At 59.2% G+C, this 12,924-nt stretch carries 8 protein-coding genes and 1 pseudogene; 3 read left to right on the forward strand and 6 right to left on the reverse strand.

Features of this window, described 5'->3' with window-relative positions; genetic code table 11:
- Positions 1 to 9 precede the first annotated feature (9 nt).
- Entirely contained in the window at positions 10 to 783 is a 774-nt protein-coding gene (locus tag KK925_RS00590; protein ID WP_174581659.1) for a thiazole synthase, read from the reverse strand.
- Positions 776 to 1,633, reverse strand: coding sequence for an MqnA/MqnD/SBP family protein (locus KK925_RS00595; protein ID WP_174581660.1), 858 nt, complete (start codon positions 1,631 to 1,633; stop codon positions 776 to 778). Before KK925_RS00595 ends, KK925_RS00590 begins: the two co-directional genes overlap by 8 nt.
- 121 nt (positions 1,634 to 1,754) lie before the next feature.
- Here KK925_RS00595 and KK925_RS00600 point away from each other — a divergent pair, with 121 nt between their 5' ends.
- Positions 1,755 to 2,711 carry a histone deacetylase family protein gene (locus KK925_RS00600; RefSeq protein ID WP_174581866.1) on the forward strand — a complete coding sequence of 319 codons (957 nt, stop codon included), beginning with the start codon at positions 1,755 to 1,757 and terminating at the stop codon, positions 2,709 to 2,711.
- A 2,353-nt stretch (positions 2,712 to 5,064) separates the two neighbouring features.
- Here the strand turns inward: KK925_RS00600 and hemW are convergent.
- Together hemW and KK925_RS00610 are read right to left on the reverse strand one after the other, a co-directional pair.
- On the reverse strand, positions 5,065 to 6,249 hold the full coding sequence (hemW, locus tag KK925_RS00605; protein WP_174581661.1) for a radical SAM family heme chaperone HemW: 1,185 nt from the start codon (positions 6,247 to 6,249) through the stop codon (positions 5,065 to 5,067).
- A 100-nt stretch (positions 6,250 to 6,349) separates the two neighbouring features.
- Entirely contained in the window at positions 6,350 to 7,015 is a 666-nt protein-coding gene (locus KK925_RS00610; RefSeq protein WP_174581662.1) for a hypothetical protein, read from the reverse strand.
- Between the two features lie 2,212 nt (positions 7,016 to 9,227).
- Here KK925_RS00610 and KK925_RS00615 point away from each other — a divergent pair.
- On the forward strand, positions 9,228 to 10,319 hold the full coding sequence (locus KK925_RS00615; RefSeq protein ID WP_174581663.1) for an SDR family oxidoreductase: 1,092 nt from the start codon (positions 9,228 to 9,230) through the stop codon (positions 10,317 to 10,319).
- A 243-nt stretch (positions 10,320 to 10,562) separates the two neighbouring features.
- Positions 10,563 to 10,940 (forward strand): annotated as a pseudogene (locus KK925_RS11340) (DUF6600 domain-containing protein); the annotation flags it as partial.
- A 400-nt stretch (positions 10,941 to 11,340) separates the two neighbouring features.
- Here KK925_RS11340 and pssA read toward each other — a convergent pair.
- Positions 11,341 to 12,300 (reverse strand): CDP-diacylglycerol--serine O-phosphatidyltransferase, encoded by a 960-nt coding sequence (gene pssA / locus KK925_RS00620; RefSeq protein ID WP_214096174.1) that lies wholly within the window; start codon positions 12,298 to 12,300, stop codon positions 11,341 to 11,343.
- On the reverse strand, positions 12,237 to 12,875 hold the full coding sequence (locus KK925_RS00625) for a phosphatidylserine decarboxylase (RefSeq protein ID WP_174581664.1): 639 nt from the start codon (positions 12,873 to 12,875) through the stop codon (positions 12,237 to 12,239). Before KK925_RS00625 ends, pssA begins: the two co-directional genes overlap by 64 nt.
- Between the last annotated feature and the right edge of the window lie 49 nt (positions 12,876 to 12,924).

Genomic DNA, 12,924 nt, shown 5'->3' on the forward strand with positions numbered 1-12,924 from the left:
CAGTTTTGTTCACAGGAAAACCTCCAGGGGACTCGTCGGCACCGCTTGCTTTTCGGGCTTCCTCAGACCGATTTCAAAGGCTCTTCGCCCGGCTTCCACCGCCATCCGGAACGCCCAAGCCATCCCTACCGGGTCGGGGGAGGCCGCAATCGCCGTATTGACCAGCACCGCACTTGCCCCCATCTCCATCGCCTCCGCCGCGTGCGAGGGAGCCCCGAGTCCCGCGTCGATAATGACCGGGACGGTCGCCTGTTCCAGAATGACTTCTAGCATCGCCCGGGTTTCCAGCCCCCTCCGGGAGCCAATCGGCGCTCCCAAAGGCATTACCGCTGCCACCCCGACTTCCTCCAGTCTTTTGGCCAGGACCGGATCGGCATGGATGTAGGGCAAGACAATAAACCCCTCCCGCACAAGGATCCGGGCCGCTTCCAGCGTCTCTACGGGATCGGGAAGCAAATAATGAGGATCCGGATGGATTTCGAGCTTCACCCACCGGGGCAACCCGGCACTGGCCGCCAGCCGCGCCAGTCGCACCGCCTCCCCGGCGTCCCGGGCTCCGCTCGTATTGGGGACTACCCAGTACCGGTTCCGGTCAATATAGTCCAAAAGATCCGGATGCCGGTTCTCTTCCCCCGTAAGTTCCACTCGTCGCAAGGCAACCGTCACCAAATGGGCACCACTGGCCTCCAAGGCCTCCACCATTCGCTTCGGGGACGCAAATTTTCCAGTCCCCATGAAAAGCCGGGAAGACAGTCGCTTCCCCCCCAGTTCCCATTCACTCATGGCTTTCCCCTTCCCACCACCGGAGCTCGCACGGATCTACCCATCCTCGCCGCTGCCCCTCGCCAAGGAATCTTTCTACTGCTTGCCTTCCCTCTCTTCCACAATCCCACGTCCGGTCGTTAACATACATCCCCACAAACCGCGCTAGCCGCTCCCGATCCAATCCCCTTCCAAACCGAGCCGCATAGGCCAAGGCCTCCTCTCCGTGGTTCCGGGCATAGCCAAGACTCTCCCGCAACCATCCCACCACCCGCCTTTTTAGTTCGGGATCCAGCGAGCGCCGGATCACATTGCCTCCCAGAGGCAAGGGGAGCCGCCGAGTCTCCCACCACCATCGCCCCAGGTCCACACAACTGCAAAGGCCCAATTCCTGGAAGCGTAACTGCCCCTCGTGAATGATCACACCCGCATCCCCTTTTCCCTCAGCTACCCAATCGAGTAACTCTTCAAACGGTACCTCCTCCCAGCGCAGTTCCTCAAGCGAGCGTTCCAGGTAGAGTTGCAGTGCCAGCGTAGCACTTGTCCATCGGCCCGGCAGGCCCAGCTTCGCTCTTCGCAGCTCCTCCCTTCCCAGCGGCCTCCGCGCCACCACCACAGGCCCGTACCCTTCGCCCATGCTTGCCCCGATGGGCAGAAGCTCATAGAGGTGCCCAACCCTAGGATAAGCATGAAACGACAGGGCCGTGACATCCAGTTCTCCCCGAAAGGCCCGCTCGTTTAATTCTTCAATCCCTTCAGCGATTTCCCGAATCCGATAGGGTGTCGTGTCTACCTTTCCTTGAAGAAGAGCATAGAACAAAAAAGCGTCATCGGCATCCGGCGAATGACCCAAGACCAATTCCTTCGGCATCGGCTCCTTCCTCTTCCGTGTTGTCCAAAACCCGTCTCCTTTCTTCCCTCTTGCCAAGGGGAAGGATGGAGTGTAAAGGAAAACCCGCTACCCCCAAAACTCTCACGTTTTTTCCGTGGCCATGTCCCTCAAGCCCGTCGCCTTTCTTTCTCACCCCGCCTGCCTCCGGCACCGGCCCCCAGCCGGGCACCCCGAGCGACCCGAACGGCTCTCTGCCATTCTCTCTGCCTTGGAGAGTGATCCCCTCCACCTGCGCCTCCTTTCGACGGCTCCGCCGGTCGACCCCGAACCCTGGCTTACCTCCGTCCACGATCCAGAATATCTCCAACGCCTCAGGCAGACCCAGGGCAAACCCCTGCAACCCCTCGACCACGGGGATACGTACGCGGGCGGAGACTCTTATCTTGCTGCCCAAGCAGCCGTCGGGTGCGCGCTGGCTGCCATCGACCTTGTTTGCTGCGGAGAAGCACGATCGGTTTTCTGTGCCGTGCGTCCCCCTGGCCACCACGCCCGGGTTGCTGCCGCGATGGGGTTTTGTCTCCTCAACACGGTCGCCATTGCCGCCCGCTATGCCCAGGCCTCCTACAAGATTTCCCGCGTGGCCATCCTCGACTGGGACGTTCACCATGGCAATGGCACTCAAGAAATTTTCTACGAAGACCCCACGGTCTACTACGCAAGTCTTCACCAATATCCCCACTACCCGGGCACCGGCGCCAGTGACGAGACCGGCCGGGGCCCCGGACTGGGCTTTACCCTCAACGTCCCTCTCCCGCCCGGAAGCACCGAGGAGGATTACCTCAGAGCCACCAGGGAGAGGATCCTGCCTGCCCTAACCGCCTTTCGCCCAGAGCTTCTCCTTGTGTCAGCGGGTTTTGATGCCCATCGCGACGACCCTTTGGGAGCCATGCTCCTCGTGGAACAAAGTTTCGCCCGGCTTACCCATCTCTGTGTGGAACTGGTCGAAACCGTCCAGGCAAAAGGAATCGTCTCGATCCTCGAGGGCGGCTACAACACCCAAGCACTGGCCCGAAGTGTGCTCGCCCACCTCCAAGCGCTGGAATCCTCTCCAGGTTAAACCTTGTCTCGCTCGGGCTAGCCCCGTTTGGTCCCGCCGGAAAGGGGTTTTCCCTCGCTTTTGTTGCCAGCGGCCTGGATCCCCTCCGCCTCAAGACCTCCGGGACTCAAAACTTCCTCGCACCAACGGCATCACCCTACAAGAGAGCCCGCTTTCCCAAGTTTACCGAAAACACCCCGTCCCCAACCAAAGCTCTGCGGCGAGCTTGCCGTTCCGTTGGTCCTTTCTCGACCGGGTGCTCGGAGACCGGTGCAGAGCACCGTTGTACCCCAGAGCCGGTCTCCACAGGCGTTCCTTCCCGGGCTGCTCCCGCTAGAACCTTCTTCCGAGGCCTGTTTCACTGGGGGCCTGCGCTCGGCGTCTTTGCGTTCCCCTCCACAAGACTTCCGCCACAGAGCTTGCCGCCAAGCGTTCCCCATGGGTCGCCGCCTTGTAGGAAAGCCGGCGACCAAATTCGGACCATGCGCCATCCAGGATCGACCGGGAAAGGTAACGGTTGCGTACGATCCCTTGAACATTCCGATCCTCAATGCCGATGCGGCGCTAGGTCTTGGCAAGCCTCGTACGTGGCTTTGTCCATGGCATGGCACCGGACGCTTGCGCTGCACGGGTCAATCGTGGCAAGGCGCAATTTGGCTTTTCTCCCGCTAGCCCAAGCCATTCTTTTTCCGAGATGCCCTCAGGCTTTGCCTACGCAACTTCCTCAAAAGCCGCCTGGTCGCGCGTTGGCGCCGAAAATCGCTTTTTCCCGGTTACTCGCGCATGGCCAACATGGTTATGCCAAAATCGACGGCGACTCTCCTCTAGGAATGCTCGACTTTCTGGATGTCGTCGGTACGCACCAGGATCAAGGCAAACCACCTCTTCGCCTCTCGGCTGACCGTCACACGCTTACACCTGCCGTCAAAGCGCACCTCCTCACGCACCCGCACCCAGCCAACGCTGGGAAGCCGGAGCCTCGGGACGTCGACACGAAAGATGAGGCCTCATGGGCCACGCAAAAACGATCGCGCACCGTTTTCTTTTTCCGCCGACAACACCGGCCGTGTCCCTCAAAAGAACGCCCGGAAAGCCACTCCAAGATCGAGGATCGCCTCGAGCGCCCGCGCACCTGATCACATCGAACATCTGTGTGTAGCCGTCCCCTTTCAGCCGGTTTCGCTCCCTCCGCCACCCTTCCAAGGCCCAGCTTGAGACAAAGCCGGCCACGCCAGACACCCAGGCAAAGCAGGTTCGCTCCCTCTTTCTTCGGATCAACCGCCATCCGATGAGCCATGCGCATACCTCCCCTCCTCCCCCGCCTGATTGCGACCGTTCAGCACCCTCCGGCTCCAAACGTCCATCAAAAAGCCATAGAGCCCGAGCCAAGAAGACGGCGGATCATCTCCAGCACGTCCTTGGCCAAGTCTTGCTCGAAGGTTTTCCCCTCGCCTGGATGGAAAATGACCCCCCTCGCCTCGGACGCGCTGAGCCTAGCAAAGTGGGAACACTCGCTCCGCTCCCAAGCGGAGCAGCCCGTCCTTATGGGTGATCTCACTAACCTGGGTGATCTCACCAGCCGGCGGACTCAACCACTAGGGATACCGTCCAGCAGTCGCTTCTTAAGCCCATTCTTACGATCCTTCATCCCCGGCCCAAGCCAGAGATAGGGACAAACGTCCAATTCTCCCGGGCACAATCAAGCTCTACAACCTGCTTCCAGTGCTCCAAGCCCTTCTTCTCACCATGGCCAAAGAAGGCGGGCAGAAGCAATGATTGCCGCGGTCAGCCCACAGGTTAGGGCCCGGAAGCCTCCCGATAGGAGCTTTGGCCAGTCATACCGGCGATGCCTGCCGCCAGCGCGTTCTCCCCGAAACGCCCCCGACCTCCTCGCGTCAAACCATAGGGACCGATACCCCCAAGCGCATGAGCCGCTTTGCCGCTCCTAACCCATCTCCCCACTTTTGGAAAAAGAAAGCCCGCTCGATAACACGTCAGGCAAACGGTTCAAGCCCTTTTTTCTACAAAACTTTCCCGAGAAGCCCCTTTTCCCTTGTTCCCCACGTTTCCGTCCTAAAAACGTTTGCGAGAGACTTTATCCCTTTCCTTTCTTCTCCTCCCCGTCCTGCCTCTCACCTCCACAAGCCGGCAGGAAGCAGCCGACAAGAAGGCTTCTCACAAAAAAAAGCCGTTCCATTGGACCCTAAAGCTACAAAGCGTGCAATAGCCCGCTTCCCACCATCCGGCCACTGGAAACCCTTGAGGCTCGAGCGCGACTTTTTTCCATGGCCGCGCTTGCCGAACCAAAAAAGGACCCCACGCCACAAAAACCTTTTTCCCCACGGATCCTCAAGAGTCTTTCCCACTCCTTCGCCTACAAGAGTTCTCCTGCAAGTTCATCCGCAAAAAGTTTTCCTCTCACGGTTAGCCGGTACCGTCCCTCTCTGTGGAGCACCAAGCCATCCGCCTCCCAGAGAGCGAGCTTTTGGGCTTCCTCTGGGGTGACTAGCTCCTCTGGAATCCCCTCTGCAGTCCGAAGGCCAAAAACAACTCTTTCCTTGCGCCGCGTTTCTCTTCCGATCCCTTCTTCAAAGCCGACCCACGTTGCTCCCGCCTCTAGCCGGCGGATATATTCTTGCGTGTCAGCCACATTCTGCCACCGCCGGTCCCCCACGGTGGACCAGGCGCTCGGACCCAGTCCCAAATAATCTCTTCCTTGCCAGTAGGCCTGGTTGTGACGGCACGGCCAACCTGGCCTTGCATAATTGGAAATTTCATAGCCGACCCACCCCCGCGCCTCCAACAGTTCTTGGGCCAGTAGCCACAGCCGCGCCTCCCTTTCCGGATCCCTCTGAAACCGGCCCTCTCGGTACTCCCGCTCCAAGGGAGTGCCCTCCTCCACGGTCAGACAGTACACACTCAAGTGCTCCGGCTCCAGCGCCATCGCCTGCTCCAATGTCTTGCGCCAACGCTTTTCCGTTTGTCCCGGCAAGCCAAACAGAAGATCGAGATTGAGATTGGAAAACCCCTCCGCGCGTGCCCACCGCACGGCTTCTAGCATCCTTTCTGGATCCGGCGGTCTCCCCAGCCAGGCTAACTCACCGGGATCGAAGCTTTGGACCCCAAGACTCAACCGGTTGATTCCCATCTGCCGCCAAGCCCTCAGCCGTTCCTGGGTCACCGTTGCCGGATGAGCTTCTAGGGTTACCTCTTCCACCTCCGCTGCGCCGAGTGCGTGCGTAAGACGCGATAGAAAAACTAGGGGCATAAGGGAGGGAGTGCCTCCCCCCAGATAGATCGTCTCCAGTTCCACCCGGTAGACTTCTTTCTGCCGTTCCCACTCCCGGACAACTGCTTCCACATATCTCTGGCCCAGGCCAGGAACCGGCCGGTGTACGTAAAACCCGCAGAACGGGCAGACCCGCGAGCAAAACGGAACGTGGACGTAGAGATGCCGGATAGCGTCCCCAGATTGCACCGACCGGTGCACGGCACGTAACGGTCCAACCCCCTCCCTTGGCGCCTCTTCCCCTCTTTCCCCAATGACTAGCTTTCCCACAAGACCGTCCCCTTGGATCCCCGAAACACATACCCCGCGTTCCGAGATCCCGCTGGAAACTCTCCGTTTCCCTTCGGGAGCAGGCTCCCGAGGTTTTTCTTCACCCGCGCGCCTTCGGCAAAGCCTTCTCCGGTTCGATCCGCATCCGAAGGATCTCTCCGGTGTCCACCGCTACCTCCGCATAACCAATATCCTTTTCGTATCCTTCCCGATCAGCAAAAAACTGCAAGTGCCAGAAGGGAGGACCACCCTGGTTGAGATCTTTCCGGAGCCAGAAGGTGACCGTGCTTAATCGAACCCCCTTCCAAGCCACTCGATTTTGCACAATTTCCAAAGCCCGGTCCGAATCGATCCGTAATCGCCAGGGTTCAACCACCTCCCCCTCCTTATACGGAACCAGCCGCAGGTGCTCCCAATCCGGACCGCCTGTTTCCACAGCTCCCAAGCGATCATCTACAACGACAACTTTTCTTGATCGATACGCTGCCCCTGGGTCATAGTAGAGAAACTGCCAGCACGTTGGAGTGAGTGCTGTCGGGCTTCGAGGACCCCAGATTTCGAGTATTCTTTCCCGCAACTCCGCACCGACGGCTCGATCGGCAATCCTCTTGGCTTCAAACGCCGTCAACACCTTCCCACCCGAACCGGCTCCGCCGCCCCGGTAGCTCCGGACAGGGGCCGCCTCCGCCCATCCTCCTGGGCCAAGCACCCACACCCAGATCCCGAGGAAGGCGACCGCTTTCCAAAGGTTCACCCGCCGCTTCATACGCCCTCCCGCCTTTTTCTCTTTCCTTTCCCTTCCATTGTAATCAAGCGATTCCTCCAAAGTCAGCCCATTTACTTCGCCTTTTTTCCTCCGCGGAACTCACTGCGGGCAGCACGGAAGCAAACCTGCGCAGGAGGCTCTCCTAAGACCCCACACAACCCTTCCTCTGTTAGGGAGGATGGTCTCGGACGCCGGCCAAGAACAGGGCTAGCGACGACTTGCGGGTCGGGGTTTCCGGGGCAAAGGCCGAAGTAGCGCCCAGTCGCGCGTTTTCGCGACCAAAGGCCGCGGGAGGCCGTCAAGTTCCTCCCGATCGGACATACGCTCCGGGCGACACGCGGGGTTGACCGCAGCGATCAGAGACGGGTAGGCCGGGTCTGACTTCCCTCACCTCGACTCCGGCGCGAAAAAAAAGCCGACGTAAGCACTCACGATCACCTTGGCGCGAAACGAAGGAAAAGACCGAGCAGCTCCGACGGGACCCACTGACTCAAGCTCAAGCTTCCTCTTGCCAAGATCTCACCGTTCGATCCCACGCCCCCTTGTGGCCCGATTTCGCGCAAGCCCCGGGCGATCTCTTAGCACACATTAGTAAATCAATAGAAATCGCTTTGGCCTCCTCGCTTGTGCCAAGAGAGATTCCATCGGATCCTGCGGATTCTCACAAGATTCCCAAACCGATCTCTCTTGCGCCAAGGTGCCATGATCCTCGTTGATCTCGATGCCGACCACTCCGGCAAGGCCGCCTCTTCAGGGAGCGAAAGAGGTCCGCGCTTGGACCCGCTCGGTAAACACCCGCCACCCCTTTTTCCTTCCCAAACGCAAGATCCCTCCCGCAGACAAACGAGTTGCCTCTCTTGGGTTGGCACCCCGCACCCTCGGGCTTGCGAAGAAAGCCCAAAGGATCACCTCCTGGCCGTAGGCGCAAGTACACGCCCTTACAAAAGAGCCGGGCATACCCCGGCTTGAACAGGACTGGCCGGCGCCGGTCTTTCCCTTCAACCCCAGGAAAAACAGGGCGCTTGACCGCTTCCCCCTACCAATCCCTCTTCCCCTCCGCATGGTTCGAGTATCCGCCTTCCAAGGATAATGCAGCGCAAACCCAAAGAGACACGCAGCCGCTAAAGACTCCTCTTCGGCCAGAAGCGCACTGAGGTTCGCTCACAAAATGGCCAGCCGCCGCTTTTTTCCGTGCAAAACGTTTGATCCCGGCTTTTTCTTTTCAAGCCCTTGGACCACCTTTCCGCACTCTCCAGATCCCGCTCCCTAGCTTCCCCCATAAGCTCGGGCCGCCTTTAGCCGCTCAAAGCCGTCTTTCCTTTAAGCTCGGACGCGAAAGGCTAGGGAACTCCTGGGCGGTCAAGCCAAAATCAAGAAGGAAGGATCAATTGCCCTACTTGAGCGAAACAGAAGCCCCCATCTAGCAAAAAAACTCGACTCCCACCCGCCCACAGAGCGCACGTGGTAAGACGCGAAAGCTCTTCCGATGTCAGGGTCAAAAACGCCGCTCTCATGTCACCATTGGGACCTTATTCATCAATGGCTCCCAGCGCCCTCGGAGCGCGGTTGTGCGCCGATTTTTTTGTGAAGCCTGGCACACAAACCAAACCATAACCACCTGCCGATCGCGCACGATATCGCCCCTCTTCTCAATTGGGATCCACCACCAGGATCGCTCGACTCTCCATAGCCCATGCCACTTCCCGCTACTCGAAACCAAAACGCATCAGCCGGTCACAGTGCTCGACCCGGATGACGGCAACCTTGGGACCAGAGACCTGTGCAAGGAGCCCTGTGCGATCGCCTTTCCTCGCAGAGCCCACCTCCTTGACAGCCTTGACGATCCACAACTTTTGGCTGGAGAAGAAGCCAACCCAAAGAACCCAAGCGAGCTCTCCTCCCCCAATCCCCTTTTCCCTTTTTTATCGGCACTTCTCCACACCCGCGCACAGGAGACCACGCCCATGCGGTTCTGAAGACTCCGCTGGAACCATCACCATCCCCAATGGCAAACTCTTCTGCGGGGAATCGCCAAACACCCCCCCTCCCTCCACATCCGCCAAGCCCTTTTGTAGCCAACACCCTGCCCCTTGGCCCACCCACGTAACTTCACTCGGATTTCTTCCCATACACAGCCTTATGTGTCCCCAAATCTTTTGGCTGTTGGCAACCCTTGTGCTCCGGTAGCTTGGCAGCCAAGAGAGGTTTTGGCATGCAAACCGTTCTTGTTACCGGTGGAACCGGGTTTGTTGGAAGGAATTTGGTTCCTCGCTTGCGCCAGGCTGGGTTTGAGGTCCGGATCTTTACGCGCTACCGGGACAAGGGCCAGGCGCTCCAGTCCCAATACGGGTGCGCCTTCTTTGAGGGAAGTCCCTATGACCTTTCGAGGTTGGCCAAGGCGTGCGAAGGCGCTAGCGCGGTGATCCACTTAGTCGGTGCCGTGACTGAGACCCCCCAGGCTCCCTTCGAGGACGTTCACACTCGCCTCACCCGCTTGGTCGTGGAAGCAGCTTGCCAAAAAGGGGTTCGCCGTTTTCTTCACGTTAGTGCCTTAGGGGCTCGTCCCTATTCTCTCTGTCGGTATTACCGCAGCAAGTGGCAAGCCGAGCAATGCGTCCAAGCAAGCCCTCTGGATTGGACCATCCTCCGGCCCAGTGTGATCTTTGGCAAAGGGGATCGCTTCACCACTCGGATCGCCCAGCTCGTCGAGTCTTTTTCCGCATCCCTTCTCCTTAAGACATTACCCCTTCCCGGGGGAGGGGTTAGCTTTCTCCAACCGGTTGCAGTTTGGGACGTGGCCGAGGTTTGCCTGCGCGCCCTGGGGCATCCCGATGCGATTGGTCGGACCCTCGTGGTGGCCGGACCTCAGCGGCTTTCCCTTCGGGCCATTGTCGAAGAAATTTTCGCCGCGGTGGGAGTTCCCTCGCAAACGCCTCGTTCATCCCCCCTGGCAGCAACGCTTCGTAGATGGTCGGAAGCCCTAGGCGGCGTGGTTTTGGCTGTTGCAGGTAGTGGGCTTCTTGGGGTTTCCCCTTCCCTCGCTTTCCCTTCGATCCTTTTGGGGCTCTCTTTCCTGCTTCACGCCACTTGCGATCCTACTTGGCTTCTTCCCCCCGTTCCGTGGCCTGTGAGCTACGCGGCGGCATGGCTTGCGGAACGGTGTGTGGGACCGCGGCTTCTTTCCGTTTCCGAGCTCTGCGTACTGGAAGAGGGAAGCTGGGGCGACCCGACACCAACGGCCGAGCTTCTCGGCATTCACTGGACGCCTTTTTCGGAGGGCATCCGTCGTTACCTTCCGTTGTGACCCACGGCTGTTGCTGGCTTGGCGATCGTCTTGCCTTCCGATTTTTTCGTCAAACCTTCTCACGGCCTCTGTGTCTTTCCGGAAGCCGACTAGGGGACGTCTGTTTCCTTGCAAGCCCAACGAAGTCCACGGATCGCAAGAGGGAGCCCAAGGAAGCTGCCGTTTGTATTGAGCGAACGTCACCAAACTGTCACATGCAAGGTGGGCCCAAAGAGAGTACCTATCTATCCATTGGACGGCGCGATGAGACGGTTTGTCACTGGGTTTCTTTTCGTTTTGGCCCCATGGAGTCTACAGGGTGGAATCGCACCGTACACGGAGCGGCCCGCCGTGGATTTCGACCATGTTCTTAAGCTTCTAGAGCCCTATGGGCACTGGGAACGGGACTCGCAAAACCACTGGGTCTACCGCCCCGCCCAGAAGGACTACCAGCCAATGACGCGCGGGCGGTGGCACTATACCGACTTCGGGTGGTACTGGGAGGGGGAAGAACCCTTTAGCTGGGCGACCGACCACTACGGATACTGGGTGCTGCAAGCGGACGGGCGCTGGGTATGGCGCGCGGGTAGCCAGTGGCACCCAGCCTGCGTGCGTTGGGCCAAAAGTGGCGACTACGTCGGCTGGTCGCCCTGCCGGGTCGTAGCGGACCAGGACCGTCCTCCGGAGCCCCTACAAGAGTCAGAGGACGAGCGCCGCTGGCGTTTTCTTTCCCAAAAGATTTTTTGGCAGCGGGTGGATCCGGCGGTCCTTGCGGGACGCCTGGAGACTCGGGATCTTCTGGAGAAAGCTTCACCCCTTTGCCATACCCTGGTCTTGTGGCGGCCCATCCTTCGACCCGGTCCCGATCCCAAAGAGCTTGCGCGGAGCCCTGGCGGAGGATGGCAAGCTTTTTCTCTTTTTTCTCTCCCTTCCCTCGAACATCCCCTTCCCACCGACCGGCCTCAAGGAATCTTTGCCTACCGGCCACGCATCCTTCAGGATGATGACGGGATCCAAAGGAGGATTTCCTACTGGCAACGTTCTAGCCCAGAGGTGGACTCCCATTCCGTTTCTCCAGCTCTTGCCGGGCGTCCTCGGGGTGAGACACCTCCCACAGAGAAACCCCCTCGTCGGACTCCTCTTCTTCAATTTCCCGCCGCCACGAACGCGACAAAAACGGCCGAAGGAATCCGTAAAGCAAGTATGCCGTAAAATCGACGGCCAGCATCCACTTGTAGTAAAGGATTGTAAGGGTCAAAAAAGCAACAATGCCTGCATAGCGAGCCATCGGTCTCTGCGTGTGCCAACCAAAACCCTTAAAGCTTGGATATCGGACCCGGCTTGCCATCATGATCGAAAGGAACAAAAGCAAAGCCGCAAGGGCATATTTGCCCCATCCCTGCTCGAAATCCCGGTCCTTTTCGTAGTAGTGCAAAAGGAGGAGCGTCAGAGACGAAACAAGCCCAGCGGCAGCCGGGATCGGTAAACCCGTAAAATCCCCCGAACGTGTTGTGACCCCCCGAGCCGCGTGGACATTGAACCGGGCCAGCCTCAAGGCTCCACAAATGAGATAAGCGCAAGCGATCACCCACCCCAGCCGGTGAGGGAAACGATACAAGACAATTTCAAAAACCAGTAACGCAGGCGCCACCCCGAAGGAGATAAGATCGGCCAAAGAATCAAGCTCGCGACCAAAAGCGCTCTCTTTGCCTCCCAGCCGCGCAAGCCGGCCGTCCAAGACATCGAAAACAAACGCCAGAAGGATAAACCCGACACTACTCTCGTAGGTGCGGATCCACCCGGCCGCGTCCGCATCTCGCTCCAAGGTACCCGCCAGGATCTTGAGGATGGCCAGAAACCCACAGACCAGATTTCCGGCCGTGAGAAGATTGGGTAACAGGTAGATCTGCTCCTCGCCTTGGTTTTCTCTGGCGTCCTTCACGGCCAGCTCCCCAGGCAGGTTTCTCCTGCCCGAACGTGGTCCCCCACCCTGATCCGGCATTGACATTCCCAGGGTAAATATAGCTCCACGCGCGACCCCAACCGGATCATTCCGATTTTTTGTCCCAGCGAAACGTTCTGCCCAGGGCCCACCCAGGTTTCAATCCGCCGGGCAACTTTTCCGGCGATCTGTCGCAGGGCCACAGGGCCACGCACTGTTTCCAATAACCAATCCACGCGCTCGTTCTCCGTCGCCGCCCGCGCCGACCGGGCGTCCCAAAAACGCCCGGGATGTCGTTCCTGCCGGACCACCCGACCTTCTACCGGGGACCGGTTGACGTGAACGTCCCAAAGAGAAAGAAAAATGGCAATCCTGCGCCTGGATCCAAGATCAAAAGGCGCCTGCGCCGGGCCAACCTCTACCACGGTGCCATCGGCCGGTGCCAGGATGGACAAAGACCCCACGCACTGGGGATGACGCGGAGGATCCCGGAAAAAAAAGGCGACCCCTCCAGCCCCTGCCCACAACACAAGGGAAAGGAGAACCCAGCTCCCTCTACCCACCAAAGCCGTAGCGATACCCAGAGCCCCCAGAGATCCAGCCCAGATCCATGCCTCCCTGACTGCCGGCGACATGCAAACTTTCCTCCCAAGCAAAACCTTTCCTAAGGCCCCATTTCCCTTC

The sequence above is a fragment of the Candidatus Methylacidithermus pantelleriae genome (genome assembly GCF_905250085.1).
Taxonomy (GTDB): Bacteria; Verrucomicrobiota; Verrucomicrobiia; order Methylacidiphilales; family Methylacidiphilaceae; genus Methylacidithermus; species Methylacidithermus pantelleriae.